General features: G+C 54.0%; 18 protein-coding genes. 9 read left to right on the top strand and 9 right to left on the bottom strand.

Annotated features, from left to right (window positions below):
- Positions 1-111: 111 nt before the first annotated feature.
- Positions 112-1,620: a dipeptide/tripeptide permease DtpA gene (dtpA, locus tag ACQG19_RS10705; RefSeq protein ID WP_013096905.1), complete on the top strand. Its 1,509-nt coding sequence runs from the start codon at positions 112-114 to the stop codon at positions 1,618-1,620.
- Positions 1,621-1,718: 98 nt separating this feature from the next.
- Positions 1,719-2,324: a glutathione transferase GstA gene (gstA, locus tag ACQG19_RS10700; RefSeq protein WP_013096906.1), complete on the top strand. Its 606-nt coding sequence runs from the start codon at positions 1,719-1,721 to the stop codon at positions 2,322-2,324.
- 48 nt (positions 2,325-2,372) lie between these two features.
- On the opposite strand, the gene pdxY is transcribed toward gstA, so the two are convergent.
- The 5 genes from pdxY to anmK all read right to left on the bottom strand — a co-directional run bounded on the left by pdxY (position 2,373) and on the right by anmK (position 6,955).
- Positions 2,373-3,233 (bottom strand): pyridoxal kinase PdxY, encoded by an 861-nt coding sequence (gene pdxY, locus ACQG19_RS10695; protein ID WP_013096907.1) that lies wholly within the window; start codon positions 3,231-3,233, stop codon positions 2,373-2,375.
- A 66-nt stretch (positions 3,234-3,299) separates the two neighbouring features.
- Positions 3,300-4,574 (bottom strand): tyrosine--tRNA ligase, encoded by a 1,275-nt coding sequence (gene tyrS, locus ACQG19_RS10690; RefSeq protein ID WP_014831636.1) that lies wholly within the window; start codon positions 4,572-4,574, stop codon positions 3,300-3,302.
- Between the two features lie 125 nt (positions 4,575-4,699).
- Positions 4,700-5,356 carry a pyridoxamine 5'-phosphate oxidase gene (gene pdxH / locus ACQG19_RS10685; protein ID WP_013096909.1) on the bottom strand — a complete coding sequence of 219 codons (657 nt, stop codon included), beginning with the start codon at positions 5,354-5,356 and terminating at the stop codon, positions 4,700-4,702.
- A gap of 57 nt (positions 5,357-5,413) precedes the next feature.
- A complete protein-coding gene (gene mliC / locus ACQG19_RS10680; RefSeq protein ID WP_013096910.1) occupies positions 5,414-5,737 on the bottom strand; it encodes a C-type lysozyme inhibitor in 324 nt (107 codons plus the stop codon).
- A gap of 93 nt (positions 5,738-5,830) precedes the next feature.
- Complete coding sequence (gene anmK, locus ACQG19_RS10675; protein ID WP_038980382.1) at positions 5,831-6,955, bottom strand: anhydro-N-acetylmuramic acid kinase; 1,125 nt, start codon at positions 6,953-6,955, stop codon at positions 5,831-5,833.
- A 254-nt stretch (positions 6,956-7,209) separates the two neighbouring features.
- Between anmK and slyB the strand changes: the two genes are divergently transcribed.
- Both slyB and ACQG19_RS10665 read left to right on the top strand, forming a co-directional pair.
- The gene (gene slyB / locus ACQG19_RS10670; protein WP_013096912.1) at positions 7,210-7,677 is read left to right on the top strand and encodes an outer membrane lipoprotein SlyB; all 468 of its coding nucleotides are present in this window, start codon (positions 7,210-7,212) and stop codon (positions 7,675-7,677) included.
- A 198-nt stretch (positions 7,678-7,875) separates the two neighbouring features.
- Entirely contained in the window at positions 7,876-9,237 is a 1,362-nt protein-coding gene (locus tag ACQG19_RS10665; RefSeq protein ID WP_062934332.1) for a sensor domain-containing diguanylate cyclase, read from the top strand.
- A gap of 33 nt (positions 9,238-9,270) precedes the next feature.
- On the opposite strand, the gene slyA is transcribed toward ACQG19_RS10665, so the two are convergent.
- Positions 9,271-9,714, bottom strand: coding sequence for a transcriptional regulator SlyA (slyA, locus tag ACQG19_RS10660; RefSeq protein ID WP_020688303.1), 444 nt, complete (start codon positions 9,712-9,714; stop codon positions 9,271-9,273).
- 186 nt (positions 9,715-9,900) lie between these two features.
- On the opposite strand from slyA, the gene ACQG19_RS10655 reads away from it, so the two are divergent.
- The 3 genes from ACQG19_RS10655 to ACQG19_RS10645 are packed head-to-tail and all read left to right on the top strand — an operon-like array spanning position 9,901 to position 13,027.
- Entirely contained in the window at positions 9,901-10,137 is a 237-nt protein-coding gene (locus ACQG19_RS10655; protein ID WP_013096914.1) for a DUF1656 domain-containing protein, read from the top strand.
- 2 nt (positions 10,138-10,139) lie between these two features.
- Complete coding sequence (locus tag ACQG19_RS10650) at positions 10,140-11,000, top strand: efflux RND transporter periplasmic adaptor subunit (RefSeq protein ID WP_013096915.1); 861 nt, start codon at positions 10,140-10,142, stop codon at positions 10,998-11,000.
- Entirely contained in the window at positions 11,000-13,027 is a 2,028-nt protein-coding gene (locus tag ACQG19_RS10645) for an FUSC family protein (RefSeq protein WP_062934331.1), read from the top strand. Before ACQG19_RS10650 ends, ACQG19_RS10645 begins: the two co-directional genes overlap by 1 nt.
- Here ACQG19_RS10645 and sodC read toward each other — a convergent pair.
- The 3 genes from sodC to ACQG19_RS10630 form a co-directional block, all read right to left on the bottom strand.
- Positions 13,006-13,524, bottom strand: coding sequence for a superoxide dismutase [Cu-Zn] SodC (sodC, locus tag ACQG19_RS10640; protein WP_013096917.1), 519 nt, complete (start codon positions 13,522-13,524; stop codon positions 13,006-13,008). The genes ACQG19_RS10645 and sodC overlap by 22 nt on opposite strands.
- An 81-nt stretch (positions 13,525-13,605) precedes the next feature.
- Entirely contained in the window at positions 13,606-14,502 is an 897-nt protein-coding gene (locus tag ACQG19_RS10635) for an aldo/keto reductase (protein ID WP_038980380.1), read from the bottom strand.
- Between the two features lie 48 nt (positions 14,503-14,550).
- Entirely contained in the window at positions 14,551-14,790 is a 240-nt protein-coding gene (locus tag ACQG19_RS10630) for a DUF1289 domain-containing protein (RefSeq protein WP_013096919.1), read from the bottom strand.
- Between the two features lie 148 nt (positions 14,791-14,938).
- On the opposite strand from ACQG19_RS10630, the gene eptA reads away from it, so the two are divergent.
- The gene (eptA, locus tag ACQG19_RS10625; protein ID WP_246932052.1) at positions 14,939-16,564 is read left to right on the top strand and encodes a phosphoethanolamine transferase EptA; all 1,626 of its coding nucleotides are present in this window, start codon (positions 14,939-14,941) and stop codon (positions 16,562-16,564) included.
- A gap of 41 nt (positions 16,565-16,605) precedes the next feature.
- Positions 16,606-17,205, top strand: coding sequence for a TetR/AcrR family transcriptional regulator (locus ACQG19_RS10620; protein WP_246932050.1), 600 nt, complete (start codon positions 16,606-16,608; stop codon positions 17,203-17,205).
- Positions 17,206-17,230: the final 25 nt, after the last annotated feature.

Genomic DNA, 17,230 nt, shown 5'->3' with positions numbered 1-17,230 from the left:
AGTGAACATTACCCGCCGTTTCTCCTCCCAATATAACTATAAAGCGGATGGACTCCGGCCATCACGCTATGAACACCCCCGTTAATATGGGATGTAAAAAAAGAGGTATATGTGTCAACTGCAAACAATAAACCAACAGATGAAAGCGTGAGTTTGAACGCTTTTAAACAGCCAAAAGCGTTCTATCTCATCTTCTCTATCGAGTTATGGGAGCGTTTTGGTTATTACGGCCTGCAAGGGATCATGGCGGTTTACCTGGTAAAACAGCTGGGTATGTCCGAAGCCGATTCCATCACGCTGTTCTCTTCATTCAGTGCCCTCGTTTACGGTCTGGTCGCGATTGGCGGCTGGCTTGGTGATAAAGTTCTGGGTACGAAGCGTGTCATTATGCTGGGCGCCATTGTTCTGGCAATCGGCTATGGTCTGGTTGCCTGGTCTGGTCATGACGCAGCCGTAGTCTATATGGGTATGGCAACCATCGCCGTTGGTAATGGATTGTTCAAAGCGAACCCGTCATCCCTGCTCTCTACCTGCTACAGCAAAGATGACCCACGTCTGGACGGTGCATTCACCATGTACTACATGTCCATCAACATTGGTTCATTCTTCTCCATGCTGGCAACCCCATGGCTCGCCGCAAAATTCGGCTGGAGCGTGGCGTTTGCGCTGAGCTTTGTCGGTATGCTGATTACCGTTGTGAACTTCCTGTTCTGCCGTAGCTGGGTTAAGGACTACGGTTCAAAACCTGATTTCGAACCGGTGCATATGGGCAAACTGCTGGCCACCATCGTGGGTGTTGTTATCCTCGCGGCCATCGCCACCTGGTTGCTGCATAACCAGGGTGTTGCACGTGCCGTTCTGGGCGTGGTGGCACTGGGTATCGTCATCATCTTCGCGAAAGAAGCCTTCGCGATGCAGGGTGCGGCCCGTCGCAAGATGATTGTGGCCTTCATCCTGATGCTGGAAGCGATTATCTTCTTCGTGCTCTACAGCCAGATGCCTACCTCGCTGAACTTCTTCGCTATTCGCAACGTTGAGCACTCCATCCTGGGTATCGCGTTCGAGCCGGAGCAGTATCAGGCGCTGAACCCGTTCTGGATCATGATTGGTAGCCCAATTCTGGCGGCTATCTATAACAAGATGGGTGACCGTCTGCCAATGCCGCACAAGTTCGCCATCGGTATGGTGCTGTGCTCTGGTGCGTTCCTCGTGCTGCCACTGGGTACCAAATTTGCGACTGACGCCGGTATCGTCTCCGTTAACTGGCTGATCCTGAGCTATGCCCTGCAGTCTATCGGTGAACTGATGATCTCCGGTCTGGGTCTGGCGATGGTTGCACAGCTGGTGCCACAGCGTCTTATGGGCTTCATCATGGGTAGCTGGTTCCTGACCACTGCCGGTGCAGCCATCATCGCAGGTAAAATCGCAAACCTGATGGCGGTGCCTGAGAACGTGACTGACCCGCTGGTTTCACTGAATGTGTACGGTACCGTCTTCCTGCAGATTGGTATCGCAACGGCGGTTATCGCGGCGCTGATGCTGCTGACGGCACCGAAGCTGAACCGTATGACTCAGGACGACGACAAAGCGACGAAAGCGACCGAAACCGCTACCGCGTAACGTTATTGAGAAACGATGAGCCGCTAATTTATTAGCGGCTTTTTTTTTGTTTGCTTGCGCACTAACATAGCTGAAACCTCAGCAAAAAGGAGTTACCGATGAAACTGTTCTACAAACCGGGCGCGTGCTCTCTTGCTTCCCATATTACCCTGCGCGAGAGCGGCAAAGATTTCACGCTGGACGGCGTTGACCTGATGAAAAAGCGCCTGGAAAACGGCGACGATTTTTTTGCGATTAACCCGAAGGGACAAGTTCCGGCACTGCTTCTGGATGACGGTACCCTGCTGACAGAAGGCGTCGCCATTATGCAGTACCTGGCAGACAGCGTGCCCGATCGCCAGCTGCTGGCCCCGGTAAGTACGGTTTCACGCTATAAAACGCTCGAGTGGCTGAACTACATTGCAACCGAACTGCATAAAGGATTTACGCCACTGTTCCGCCCGGATACGCCGGAAGAGTACAAACCGACCGTTCGCGCCCTGCTGGAGAAAAAGCTGCAGTACGTCAATGAGTCATTGAAGGACGATCAGTATATCTGCGGGGCACGCTTCACCATTGCCGATGCGTATCTCTTTACCGTGCTGCGCTGGGCGCGTGCGGTTAAGCTGAATCTGGACGGGTTAGACCATATCGCAGCATATATGACGCGTATGGCGGAGCGCCCTGCGGTGGCCGCGGCGCTGAAAGCGGAAGGATTGAATTAACCGAGCGGCCTGCGTTGCCGGGTGGCGCTGACGCTTACCCGGCATAGTTTAGAGCTGTGTTGCGCTGAAATAGTGCTCCGGCTGCGCAATACGATCCTGTGCCGCGACCACCTGCAGTTCATATTCCTGCATCTCTTTCGTCGCAATCATAATTTCGTACACCGCTGCAGTCACATGCTCAAGCGCTTCGCGCAGCGTCGCCCCCTGTAGCAGTTTCACCAGCAACAGCCCGCTGGTCACATCTCCCACGCCCACTGGCTGACGCAGGCCAAAATCTACCAGGGGACGGCTGATGTGCCAGGCTTCGTCTTTGGTCACCAGCAGCATCTCAAAGCGGTCTCTGCTCAGCCCTGCACGGGCGAGATGTTTCACCAGCACAATCTCAGGCCCCTGGGCTATCAGTTCACGAGACGCGCTTACCGCCTCTGCGACGCTGTTAACCGGATGCTCGCAAAGGATCTCCAGCTCAATCAGGTTGGGCGCGATGATATCGCTGGCAGGTAACGCATGGCGAACATGGAATTCAGCCACGCCAGGCGCCACAATGCAGCCTTTTTCCGGATGACCCATCACCGGATCGCAGAAGTATTTTGCTGCGGGATTGGCTGCTTTCACCTGGCGAACGATGCCGAGGATATGCTCCCCCTGCTCTGCGGAGCCCAGGTAACCACTCAGAACCGCGTCACAGCGTTTGAGCTGGTCGATATCGGCAATGCCCTGCACGATCTCCGTGAGATGCGAAGGCGGCATCACGCAGCCGGTCCATTTGCCGTATTGTGTATGGTTTGAGAACTGTACGGTATTGAGGGGCCAGACGTTAGCCCCGAGGCGGCGCATCGGGAATTCTGCCGCGCTATTGCCAGCATGTCCAAAAACAACGTGGGACTGAATGGCGAGGATGTTCTTCATTTTATGCTTACCAAACCCTGAAAAAACAAAAAGGGCGTGGTTTCCCACGCCCCTGGAGACTTTTATTTATTTCCAGCAGACCAGACAGTAATTTTTCTTACCGCGACGCAGCAGCGTGTAGCGGCCATACAGGCGATCGCTGTCGGCGAAGGTGTATTCCGGGTCAGCCTGTTTTTCACCGTTGATGGTGATGGCGTTAGACGCAATGGTTTTACGCGCCTGCCCGCGAGACGGCTGCAGCTCAGAGTCCACCAGCGCCTGCATCAGGTCAGCCCCTTTCTCCATCTCAACCATCGGTACGCCATCCTGCGCCAGCTGCTCGAAGTCAGCTTCGCTCAAATCGCTCAGCGTACCGTTGAACAGGCTTGCGGTAATGCGTTTCGCCGCAGCCAGACCTTCTTCACCGTGAACCAGTTTGGTCACTTCATCCGCCAGCACATACTGCGCGCGTGGTGCTTTACCGCTGTTTTTATCTTCTTCTTCCAGGGCGTTGATGGTTTCAATGTCCATGAAGGTGAAGAACTTCAGGAAGCGGTAAACATCGGCGTCCGCGGTGTTGATCCAGAATTGATAGAATTTGTACGGGCTGGTTTTCTTCGGATCGAGCCATACCGCACCGCCTTCGGTTTTACCGAATTTAGTCCCGTCGGCTTTGGTGATCAGCGGCACGGTCAGACCAAACACCTGGTTTTGATGCAGGCGACGTGTCAGATCGATACCGGAAGTAATGTTACCCCACTGGTCAGAACCGCCAATCTGCAGGCAAACGCCGTGCAGTTTGTTCAGACAGGCGAAGTCGTAGCCCTGCAGCAGGTTATAAGAGAATTCAGTAAAGGAGATACCTTGATCGTCACGGTTCAGGCGCTGTTTCACCGCTTCTTTGTTAATCATCTGGTTAACAGAGAAGTGCTTGCCGATGTCACGCAGGAAGGTCAGCACGTTCATGCTGCCAAACCAGTCGTAGTTATTGGCGGCAATCGCGGCGTTATCACCACAGTTGAAGTCGAGGAACGGTGCAACCTGTTTGCGGATCTTATCCACCCACTCCTGCACGGTGTCTTCGGTGTTCAGTTTACGCTCAGCGGCTTTAAAGCTTGGGTCGCCGATCAGACCGGTCGCGCCGCCCACCAGGGCCACAGGCTTATGGCCTGCCATCTGGAAGCGTTTCAGGCATAACAATGGAACAAGATGCCCCAAATGCAAGCTGTCAGCGGTGGGATCAAAGCCGCAATAGAGCGCGATCGGGCCTTGCGCCAGTCGCTCTGCTAACGCTTCCTCGTCCGTCACCTGGGCCACGAGGCCCCGCTCTTGCAATTGTTTAATCAAGTTACTGCTTGCCATCAAATTCTCCATGTATAAACGACTGCACCTTTGCCGGTACACGACTTTTCGCCTGATGCGAAAGGACCATAGAATAAAGCGCAAGCGCGGCGTGCGCTAGCGCTTAAATCAACAAATTTCGGGGATTACGGTGCAAGCCTGTCGATTTTCCAGCCGCCGTTGTCGCGCTGGTATAAAAAGCGGTCGTGCAGGCGATGTTCGCCCCCCTGCCAGAACTCAATCTGCTCGATCGGGATGCGGAAACCGCCCCAGAAGCTGGGCAGTGGAATTTCGCCCTGCTGGAATTTCTGCTTCAGTTCAAGGAATTTGCTTTCCAGCACGCCGCGGGCAGAAATTCGGCTGGACTGTTTTGAGACCCAGGCGCCAATCTGGCTGTCACGCGGGCGGCTGTGGAAGTACTTCACCACTTCCAGCGTGGAAAGGCGCTCCGCTTTGCCTGTGACCATGACCTGGCGTTCCAGCATATGCCACGGGAACAGGAGACTGATTCGGGGGTTGTTCTCTAAATGGTGCGCTTTGCGGCTGCCCAGGTTGGTGTAAAACACCAGCCCTTTCTCGTCATAATGCTTAAGCAGCACGATACGTTGATACGGTTGACCATTTTCATCCACCGTGGCAACCACCATGGCCGTTGGGTCGGCCAGTTTTGCTTCACAGGCCTGTTTCAGCCAGCGTTCAAAAAGCACCAGAGGTTCAGCGGGAAGATCCTGGCGACGCAGGCCGCCTTTGGTGTATTCACGGCGCAGATGCGCAATTTGCTGCAGTTCGTCGTTATCAGACATGGCATTAGGTGACGTTGAGATTGGGTGGCGCTATTGTGCGCCGCCCCTGTGAAAATCTCAACGCTTCGGATTTTCGAGCTGGCAATTGTTCAGCACGATGCGGTCGCGTTTGTAGACGGTGGCGCTGTCACCTTTCGACCAGAAGACATAAATACCGTCGCTGTAGCGCGCGCCGGAGGCGGAGATCCCCTGCTTGAGCGTCAGCAATTTATTGTCATAGACAAAGCTGGCTTCCTGGCGTGGGTTATTAAGCTTGACGGTCAGCGGCTTTTCATCACAGCGATATTCCAGCGTGTCGGTCTGCATGCGCTCAACGAGCTGGTTATAGACGCTGCAGCCTGACAGCAAGACAGGTACAGCAATAAGAAGAAGTTTTTTCATGAGCGTATTCCGAAGACTATCCTGGTCCTGGAGGGCTAACGGGCCCTCCTGTTCCCTTTTATTTTACCGGCGACGCGCTGCGCTGAATTTCAGTTAACTCTGATTATGACGGGGATTGGCCGGGAAAATGGCACCGAGAACACTGGCTTCGCGTGCGCCGGTGACTGAGGGCAAATTCCCCGGTAGCCCGGCAACGGTGCGCCAGGCAAGCCAGGCGAAGGCCAGCGCTTCCATGTCGTCTCCACTGATGCCGGCTTCATCGGTGGTTGTCACTTCGGTGCCCGGCAACAACCCGGCAAGGCGCGCCATCACCAGCGGGTTGCGGCTTCCGCCCCCGCAGACCAGCAGACGTTCGCAGCCACCACTCAAAAGTACCTGTTCTGATATGGAGACCGCCGTGAGCTCGGCCAGCGTCGCCTGAACATCCTGCGGTGCCAGCGCCGGGAACCGAGCCAGCTGACGTTCAAGCCAGCCATAGTTAAAATACTCGCGTCCCGTGCTTTTTGGTGCCGGCAAGGCAAACCAGGGATCGCTAAGCATGGACTGCAGCAGCGGGATAATGACTTTGCCTTCACTCGCCCACTCGGCGTCTTTATCATACGGTTTACCGCACTGACGCCAGATCCAGGCATCCATAAGCATGTTACCCGGGCCAGTATCATATCCCCGTACCGGCTGGCCGGGGATCAGCATCGACAGGTTGGCAATACCGCCAATGTTAAGCACCATACGGCGCTCTGACGGGTGCCCGAGCAACGCCTGGTGGAAGGCCGGCACCAGCGGCGCACCTTGCCCGCCCAGCGCGATGTCGCGACGCCGGAAATCGCCCACGACCGTGACGCCCGTTTTTGCCACAATCTGATTATTATCGCCAATTTGCATGGTATGCGGCGCATCGCCAGTGGGTTCGTGCCAGACGGTCTGCCCGTGACAGCCAATCGCGACCACATCCTGCGGTCGGAGATTCTCTTTATGCATCAGCGCCAGCACCGCATCGGCAAACAGCGCCCCCAGCCTGACATCAAGCTGTCCAAGCTGCGAAAGCGTCAGCTGTTGCCCCTGGCAGATGCTCAGGATCTCCTCTTTCAGCGAAACAGGGATAGGCCAGGTCAGACTTGCCTGTTGTGCCACCATGTTTTCGTCTATGGCGGCCAGAACGACATCTACCCCATCCAGACTGGTGCCTGACATCACACCAATATAGCGACCCGATTTCATGCGCTTTCCTTACGTTGCGTGGGCTAAGGATAACCACTCAACCATAAACAGCCCCGCTTTGCCATCAGGCGATAATATTTTTTAACACTCTCAGTGAGGTAACGCGTCGAAATTTTGTTTATCTCTCGTTAAGTCAAATTCAAGTACAATTTTCCGATTGTTAGTGCAAAGATATGAACGATGGCCCTTTATGCCATATAATTTAGCCATAACGGATGCCCGGATTGGGCGTTTTTGGTGAACAGGAGATTCAAATGATTTTACGTGTACTGGGCGTTTCGCTGATTGGTTTAACTCTGGCTGGCTGTGTGAATGACAGTTCACTTTCTGGCGACGTTTATAGCGCTTCTGAAGCGAAACAGGTTCAGAACGTGACTTACGGTACGATTGTTAACGCACGTCCTGTTCAAATTCAGGGTGGTGACGAGAACAACGTCATGGGTGCCATCGGCGGTGCGGTTCTGGGTGGCTTCCTGGGCAACACCGTAGGCGGTGGTACAGGCCGTTCTCTGGCGACTGCGGCAGGTGCCGTTGCGGGTGGCGTAGCAGGCCAGGGCGTTCAGGGTGCGATGAATAAAACCCAGGGCGTAGAGCTGGAAATCCGTAAAGACGACGGCAGCACCATTATGGTTGTGCAGAAACAGGGCAGCACCCGCTTCTCTGCCGGTCAGCGCGTCGTGCTGGCAAGCAACGGTAGCCAGGTTACCGTTTCTCCGCGTTAATTCATAAAAAGGATGTGGCTGCCAGGCCGCATCCTTTTACAAATAGCATCATTATAATAAATAGTTTTACAAAATTTATTCAGGCAATGAATAATTAACCACGCCGTATCTTGTTCCTGCGCAAAGTATTCCCCTCTCTTTTGCATTAGGCTAATCTCAATTAACTTTTTTATTTATTATTTTCGTTGAAACATACTTATGCTTGCGATCTCCCGGTACGTGAAAAAACCCTATATTCCATTCTGTTTAGGGTGCATTGTCGTCATTGGAATATTACAAATTTTATTTTTAAAACTGGTCGAATGGGTTCCCTCTTTCTCACCGCTTTTATTCCCTACACTCACCATTTTTTTACTGGTATTCCATCTGTTTATTGCCTGCTTTATGGCCATGAAATACTGGTGTGACAGAAGACGGTTGTACCTGATTGCTATCGCTTTTGCCTTTGCCGGTTCAGCCATGCTGATGGTGGGTACGCTTACCGGTTTCCCGGCCTGGCTTGATCTCTACCAGCTCAACGTCGTGGACTATAACGATACGATGATCTTCTTTATGTACCGCCATCTGTTAATGGCGGTACTGATGATTGCGTCGGCCCTGCTATATATCGTCAGGGATAATCCGCTTTCACGTGCGGCGCATATCGCCATTGTTGCCGGTACATTTCTGTTTATGGTGGGCATGGTGCTGTTGGCCTGGCTTAGCTCCAGCCACTCATCATTAATGTCGTTAGACCTGGTGGATAATGAAACCCATCAATTTATGGTTCTCTGGAGCCATGCAATAAATATCGTCTTGATTATTCTTTGGGTGGTGACATTAGCAACGCTAATGGTTATTACCCGCGTACGCAATATTTTTTGGGTGGGCGGTAATTTTTTATGTGTCTGTTATATCGTGACGCTCGCGATGCTATTAGCAGGCGGACACGCGGAGGATATTTCCTGGTATCGAGCGCGCTTATTTGAAACTGTTGCGACGTTATTGATTATTTTTGTTCTGCTTTATGATGTCTTTAGACTCTATCGCGACTCGCATTTGAAATATCAACAGTCGTATCAAAACTCGATTCGCGATCCTCTGACCCGCCTCTACAATCGCAGCTATTTTTACGACTCGCTAAACCAGGCACTCGGAGCCTGTAAAGCCAGCCGTCCGGTTTCGGTTATCGTCAGCGATCTCGACCGCTTCAAGCGCATCAACGACTGCTACGGCCATCTGCAGGGCGACAAAGTGTTGCAGTTTGTGGCGCATCTGCTGATGGATTCCGTACGGCCTCAGGATATTGCCGCACGTATTGGCGGTGAGGAATTTGTGTTGATGTTAACCAACACCCCTTCAGCAGCCGCGTACCAGGTGGCGGAACGCATCCGCCTGAAACTGAGCAGCTTTGATAAGACCAGCAGCGGGGGACAGCTTCCGGAGCCCATTACCATCAGCATGGGCGTCTTTACGGCAACGTCCGTGGAGACGACGGCTGAAGAGTGTGTGGAAAAGGCTGATAAAGCGATGTATGAGGCGAAAGAGACGGGTCGCAACCGGGTGATCGTCTCCAGATGATAAAAGGCCTTGCGAATGCAAGGCCTGATAAGGTCAGGCGTCGCGTGCCTGCAGGTCGTGAATGTTCTGCTCAAGGCGCCCAATCAGACTGATGAGCATTTCAAGCTCGGCAGGGGAAACCCCGGACAGGATCTCACCGCGGGTTTTGGTAATCACTGCTTCCATTTCAGTGATAATGGGAGCCGCTTTCTCAGTGAGTTTAATTCGCTTGGCGCGACGGTCGCTGGCACAGGTTTGCCGGGAGATCAGCCCCTTCTCTTCCAGTTGGTCAAGCGTACGCACCAGCGACGGCTGCTCAATACCAATCGCCTTTGCCAGTTGAATTTGTGACTGGTCGGGCGGCAGCTGATGAATGTTGTGCAGCGTGACCCAATGCGTCTGTGTCAATTCCAGAGGTTTCAGGCGATGGTCAATCAGAGCACGCCAGACGCGTACCAACCTTGCCAGATCAGAACCTAATGGCGATTCCAATTTCATCTCCTTATAATTAGCTTGCTAAGTTATTATACTGATTTTAGAATAGTGTGCAGCATTTGTATTGCCAAAACAAATGCATTACGACATTCATCAAATTTAAAAGTATGACTTACACTGAAAAGTGATGTTCCATCTCATTAAGACAAGCCATCCCGGCATTCTGTTCACTGCAAAGGATCTCTGCTCGTGACGTTTTTTCATCGCTCAGAGGGGCTGCCCCTTCAGGACCTGATCTTCGGTGCATCAGTCTACTTTCCTCCCCTGTTTAAAGCTGTTCTGGTGGGCTTTGTGATCTGGCTTGTCGCACATCGTCTGCTCCGCGACTGGATGTATTCTGGCGAGATCTGGCACCCCATGCTGATGGATCTCTCCCTGTTCGCCCTCTCCGTGTCTCTTGGCCTTGCTGTGCTGATTGTGTGGTGATTATGCCCCTGAAAACGCTGAAGTACTTTTCCACCCTCTTTGTCCTGGCTCTGGCCCTGGTTGCCGGCTGGTGGCTGTGGAATTTTTATATGCAGTCACCCTGGACACGCGACGGTAAAATTCGCGCTGAGCAGGTGAGTATCACCCCGCAGGTATCTGGCAGTATCACGGCGCTTCTGGTTAAGGATAACCAGTTCGTTAAAAAGGGAGATGTTTTATTCCGCATTGACGACACCCCTTACCATATCGCGATCCTAAACGCCCAGGCGCAGCTGGCTAAGGCCCAGACTGAGCTGGCGAAAGCGAACAACGAAGCCACGCGTCGTCGGCATTTATCACAAAACTATATCTCTGCCGAAGACCTGGACACCGCCAACATCAACGTCAAGGCGATGCAGGCCAACGTCAATGTGGCAGAGGCAACGCTCAAACAGGCGCAATGGGAACTGACGCAAACCGTGGTACAGGCCCCTGTCGATGGCTGGGTGACGAACCTCTCTGCCCGCGTGGGTAATTATGCCACCACCGGCCAACCGATTTTCGCGCTGGTCGACAGCCACTCGTTTTACGTCGTGGGCTATTTTGAAGAGACCAAACTTCGCCATATTCGGGAAGGTGCCCCTGCCACAATAACACTTTATAGCGGCTCGCAAAGGTTACAGGGTCACGTTTCCAGCATTGGCCGTGCCATTTACGATCAGAGCGTTGAAACCGATTCAGGCCTGGTTCCCGACATCAAACCTAATGTCCCCTGGGTGCGCCTGGCCCAGCGCGTGCCGGTTCGGGTTGAATTTGACCGCTTACCGCAGGGGTTAACGCTGGTCTCCGGCACAACCTGTACTGTCTCGATCGGAACACCCTGATGAATGCCTTCTCCTGGCGAAATCTGCCGTGGATGAAAGCAACGCGCCCTCAGTGGCGCTACGCCCTGCGCAATGGCATTGCCATGTGCCTTGCGCTGACCGTCGCCTACTATCTGAACCTTGACGAGCCTTACTGGGCCATGACCTCCGCGGCGGTCGTGAGCTTCCCGACCGTTGGCGGAGTGATCAGTAAAAGCCTTGGGCGCATCGCGGGCAGCCTGCTCGGTGCCACTGCGGCGCTGATCATTGCAGGCCATACCCTGAACGATCCGTGGCTTTTTTTACTGAGTATGGCGGCATGGCTGGGATGCTGCACTTGGGCCTGCGCCCACTTTACTAATAACGTCGCCTACGCCTTCCAGCTGGCGGGCTATACCGCCGCGATTATTGCCTTTCCGGTAGTTAACGTTCTCGATACCACCGAGTTATGGGATATCGCCCAGGCGCGCGTCTGTGAAGTTATTGTCGGTATTCTGAGCGGCGGGTTTATGATGATGATCTTGCCCAGCACCTCCGACGGCACCGCGCTTATCACGGCGCTGAAGACCATGCATACCCGCTTGCTGGAACATGCGAGCCTGCTCTGGCAGCCGGATACAAACGATGAGATTCGCCTGGCGCATGAAAAGGTAATTGGTCAGATCCTGACCATGAATCTGTTACGCATTCAGGCCTTCTGGAGCCATTATCGTTTTCGCCGCCAGAATACTCTGCTGAACTACCTGCTTCACCAGCAGCTACGGATGACCAGTGCGATCTCCAGCCTGCGCCGGATGTTACTCAACTGGTCAACGCCACCGGAAAACACCCGCGCCATCATTGAAATGCTGCTCGCAGCCCTTGCCCGCCCGGATGCCGACATCTACACGGTGGCCCGCATTATCGCCCCGCTTGCGCCGAAAGATGAGTACGATTATCGCCACCGCGCCTTCTGGCAGCGTCTGAACTACTTTTGCCGCCTGTATCTGCGCAGCAGTCGCTGGATCAAGGCCGTTGAAAATGCCACGCCGATAACGGAATTCGCCGTTCCCAGTAGCCCGGCGCTGGCGCGGCACACTGACTATCTCGAAGCGCTGTGGAGCGGTTTTCGAACCTTTTGCGCCCTGACGCTGGTGGGGGCATGGAGCATCACCACGCAGTGGGAATCTGGCTCCGCCGCGCTCACGCTGGCCGCCATCAGTTGCGTGCTCTACTCCGTCGCCGCCTCGCCGTTCAACTCGCTTACGCTGCTGCTGCGCACGCTGGTGTTGTTATCGCTGTTCAGCTTTGTGGTCAAGTTCGGCCTGATGGTGCAGATAAGCGACCTGTGGCAGTTCCTGCTGTTTCTGTTTCCGCTGTTAACCACGATGCAGCTTCTGAAGCTGCAAATGCCAAAACTGGCGGGGCTCTGGGGTCAGTTGATTGTCTTTATGGGCTCGTTTATCTCAGTCACAAACCCGCCGGTTTATGATTACGCCGATTTTCTCAATGATAATCTGGCAAAAATCCTGGGCGTGGGTCTGGCGTGGCTGGCTTTTGCCGTATTACGCCCCGGCTCAGACGCGCGTAAAAGCCGACGCCATATCCGCGAGCTTCGTCGGGGGTTTGTCGATCAGCTCAGCCGTAAACCGCATCTGCGTGAAAGTGAGTATGAATCCCTGGTGTACCACCATGTCAGCCAGCTCAATAACAGCCAGGACTCGCTTTCCCGCCGCTGGCTGCTGCGCTGGGGAGTGGTCCTGCTGAACTGTTCCCACGTGGTCTGGCAACTTCGCGCATGGGAGACGCGGTCCGATCCGCTGTCGCAGGTGCGCGACGTGTGCATCTCTCTGCTACGCGATGTGATGAGTGAACGCGGCGTTCAGCAACGCCCGCTGGAAGCGACGCTGACTGAACTGCAGCGGATCTGCGACAGTCTTGCTCACCACCATCAGCCCGCCGCGCGTGATCTAGCGTCGATAATCTGGCGGCTGCACTGTTCCCTCTCGCAGCTGGAACAAGCGCCACCGCCGGGGACGATTGGGGATCAGATCACCCCGCAGGCATAGCGTGCCCCACCACCACCAAGCGGTTTCGGCTGATCGGACATATTGTCGCCGCCGACGTGGATCATTAGCGCCTTGCCTTTCACCTCATCCAGCTTTTTGAGGCGTGGCGCAACAACCGGATCCGTGGCTTTGCCGTCATTATTTACCACCAGCACGGGCAGATCGCCCAGATGGCCCATTCCGTTCGGGCCCTCATGCTTACCGGAATGTTGTGGGTCAAGGTGGCCGCCTGCCGCCTCTGCTGCCGAGGGTTTACCCTCTTTTAACGCGGGCTGACAACTCCCCTTAGCATGAACATGAAAACCATGTTCGCCGGGAGGCAGGGCCTTGAGATCGGGCGCAAATTCCAGTCCTTTGTCGGTTTCAGTGATTTTCACTGTGCCGATGGACTGACCTACGCCCTGCGAGGTGACGAGATTCATTTCTACTTCATCGCTGGCTGCCTGCGCCCCTGCGCAAACAACCAGCGTGACCAGTGCCAGAGCAAAACGCTTCATATGACCTCCGCTGGTTATTTTTTGCCTCTTAAGTGTATACCAGAGGCAAAGATTTCACCGGAAAGACACATTTTTACCGGTTTACGGTACGTCGTAACCGAGCGCAGCTTTGCGGATGCGGAACCACTGCTGACGGCTCATCTGCAGCTCTTCAGCCGCCAGGGCAGAACGGACGCGTTCAATTTTACCGGAACCAATGATCGGTAGCGGTTTCGACGGCAGACGCAGGATCCACGCGTAAACCACCTGTTCGATGTTCTCAGCGTTCAGTTCACGGGCAATGGTTTCCAGCTCATTGCGCAGCGGCTGGAATTCATCGTCATTGAACAGACGACCGCCCCCGAGGCAGGACCACGCCATAGGACGGATGCGTAGCTGTTGCAGCTGATCGAGCGTACCATCCAGCAACAATGGCTGATGCACCGGGGAGATTTCCACCTGGTTGGTGGCCAGGGTAAAGGGCAGACGAGACTGCAGCAGCGCAAACTGCGCCGGGGTAAAGTTTGAGACGCCAAAATGACGCACTTTGCCGCTTTGATGCAGCGTCAGGAAGGCTTCGGCGACCTCATCGGCATCCATTAACGGGTCGGGACGGTGGATCAGCAGCAGGTCGATATGATCCGTCGCCAGGTTCACCAGCGACTGCTCGGCGCTTTTGATGATATGTGCGCTGTCGGTAATGTAATGACCAAGGGTATGTTCAGGTTTTGCCGTCGTGGCAATACCGCATTTGGTGACAATTTCCATCCGCTCACGCAGCGCCGGAACCAGCTTGAGGGCTTCTCCGAACGCCGCTTCACACGCATAGCCGCCATAAATGTCAGCATGATCGACGGTGGTGATCCCTAAATCGAGGTGCTGCTCAATGAAGCTCGCCAGTTGCAGGGGGGACATATTCCAGTCCATCAGGCGCCAGTAACCCATCACAAAGCGGGAGAATTCTGGCCCCTGGGGGGCAAGGGTAATACGCTGAACCATAACATTTTCCTCAAGGAAGTGATGTCATGAGTATACGCAATAAGCGTGTTAAAACAGTGAAGGTTGCTGGGGTTCTTCGGTTTCACCCGGCTTGTTTGCACGTATTTTGCGCAGAAACCGCTGGCGGCAGAGGCGAAGCACCTCCTGCTTTTGCGTGTCGCTGAAATTTTGCCAGTTAAACCGCTCGTCGCGGGTACGCATACACCCACGGCAATAACCGCGTTCATCCACCTGACAAATCCCCCGGCACGGGCTCTGGATGGGGAAAAACTCCAGCTGCTCTGCCACGTTCACCTCCGAATACCGACACTCACCTACAGTGAAGACGTTAAACGCCCCACGTGCAAGGGCTTTACCACAGTTTTGTGGCATTAAGGTTTCACTAATCTTCCCTCTCTATACTCGCCTCATCAATATGATGACAGGTTTCTTTTCGATGTGGTTAACGAAGAAGTTACAGTGTAACGATATAAAATTCACTCTGGGTTGTGCGCTTTTCTTTACGCTGATAAACGCACTGTTTATTCAACGTAGCTGGGCTATTATTGCCCCGGCAAGGCTTCACGATATCCTTTTTGCCGCGTCCGTGCCGCTGGTGCTGTTCTGCGGCTGGGTGATTGTCTTCAGCCTGCTCAATATCCCCTTTATCCGTAAGCCGCTGCTGATCGTCTTAACCGTCGGCTGTGCCGCGGCAACGTACTTTATGTATACCTATGGCGCGGTTATCGATCAGAACATGATTGTTAACGTGTTCGAAACCAACTCCCAGGAAGCCACAGCGCTGGTCACGCCGCAGATGATTCTGTGGATTGTCATAGCAGGACTGGTTCCTTCCGTGGTGTTGGCGATGACGCGTATTCAGACCGGAAAATGGTGGTATGCGCTGCTAATGCGCATTGCCGCCATGCTTGGCGCCCTGCTGGTGATCATCCTCGTCGCCGCCGTGTTTTATAAAGATTATGCGTCGCTGTTTCGCAACAATAAGAGCATCGTCAAGATGGTCACCCCTGCTAACTACGTCAGCGCCATGATGAAATACAGCAAAATGCGCTGGTTCGAAGGTGACCAAACGCTGGTGCGTATAGGTGAAGATGCGCATAAAGGCACGCTGATTGCAGGACAGAACAAGAAAACAGTTCTGGTGCTGGTTGTCGGTGAGGCCTCACGTGCCGCGAACTACTCGCTGAATGGTTACGGCCGTGAAACGAACCCGGAACTGAAAAAACAGGATGTCATCAACTTCCCGCAGGCCACGTCATGCGGTACCGAAACGGCCGTTTCCGTTCCCTGCATGTTCTCCGGGATGACGCGCAGCAAATACGATGCCGACCTGGCGCATCACCAGGAAGGGTTGCTCGATGTGCTCAAACACGCGGGAATCAACCTGCTGTGGCGCGACAATGACGGCGGCTGTAAAGGTGCCTGCGACCGCGTACCCCATACTGATATGACCCAGTGGAACCTGGATCAGTTCTGCAAAGACAAGTCCTGTATTGATGATGTGAACTTCTACCGTCTCGACAACGTGCTGGACGGCCTGAAACAGGACACCGTACTGGTTATCCACCTGATGGGCAGCCACGGCCCGGCTTACTATCACCGTTACCCGGATAATTTCCGCAAATTCACCCCAACCTGCGACACCAATGAGATTCAGGATTGCGATCACCAGGCGCTGATGAATACCTATGACAACACCATTCTGTATACCGACAGCGTGGTCAGCAAAACCATCAATGCGCTGAAGGCACGTCAGGCGAATATGAACACCGCGCTGATTTACCTTTCCGACCACGGCGAATCGCTGGGCGAAAGCGGAATTTATCTGCACGGCACGCCGTACATGCTGGCGCCAGAGCAACAAACGCACATTCCGTTTATGTTCTGGTTATCACCGGACTACGCGAAAAACTTTGGTATCAACGCGCAGTGCCTGCGCGACTACGCAGCAAAAAATGCGGTTTCGCAGGATAATCTGTTCTCTACCGTACTGGGTATGATGGATGTGAAATCAACGGTTTATCAGCAGCAACTGGATATTCTGAACGCATGTCGTCAGTAAACGCCCTTGCAATAGACCGAACGGTCTATTAGAGTTTGGCCATGAGCAGAAATACTGAACACGATACACGCGAACATTTACTGGCGACCGGCGAGCGGCTTTGCATGCATCGCGGGTTTACCGGTATGGGGTTAAGCGAGTTACTTAAAACCGCTGAAGTGCCAAAGGGATCGTTTTATCACTACTTCCGATCCAAAGAGGCGTTTGGCGTGGCGATGCTGGAGAGGCACTATGCCAGCTACCATCAACGCCTGGCCACCCATTTCGCCAGTGGTGAAGGAAACTATCGGGATCGTGTTCTCAACTACTATCAGGAAACGCTGAACCAGTTCTGTCAGCAGGGCATTATCAGTGGTTGCCTGACGGTAAAACTCTCTGCAGAAGTGTGCGATCTCTCCGAAGATATGCGCGCGGCAATGGATAAAGGTGCCAGCGGCGTTATCACCCTGCTGGCGCAGGCGCTTGAGAATGGCCGCCGTGAAAAAACGCTGGCCTTCGCCGGTGAGGCGTTAACCCAGGCGCAGGTTTTATATTCGCTCTGGTTAGGGGCGAACCTGCAGGCCAAAATTTCCCGCAGTGCCGTGCCGCTGGAAAGCGCACTGGCACATGTTAACAGCAGCATTACTGCGCCTGGCGTGTAGCAGGCGTTTTTATTTACTTAATTAC

It is taken from the genome of Enterobacter cloacae complex sp. 277I4 (genome assembly GCF_050031465.1).
In the GTDB taxonomy this organism is placed as follows: domain Bacteria; phylum Pseudomonadota; class Gammaproteobacteria; order Enterobacterales; family Enterobacteriaceae; genus Enterobacter; species Enterobacter cloacae.
The sequence above is the reverse complement of the archived record's forward strand: the minus strand, read 5'-3'. Positions and strand labels throughout refer to the sequence as shown.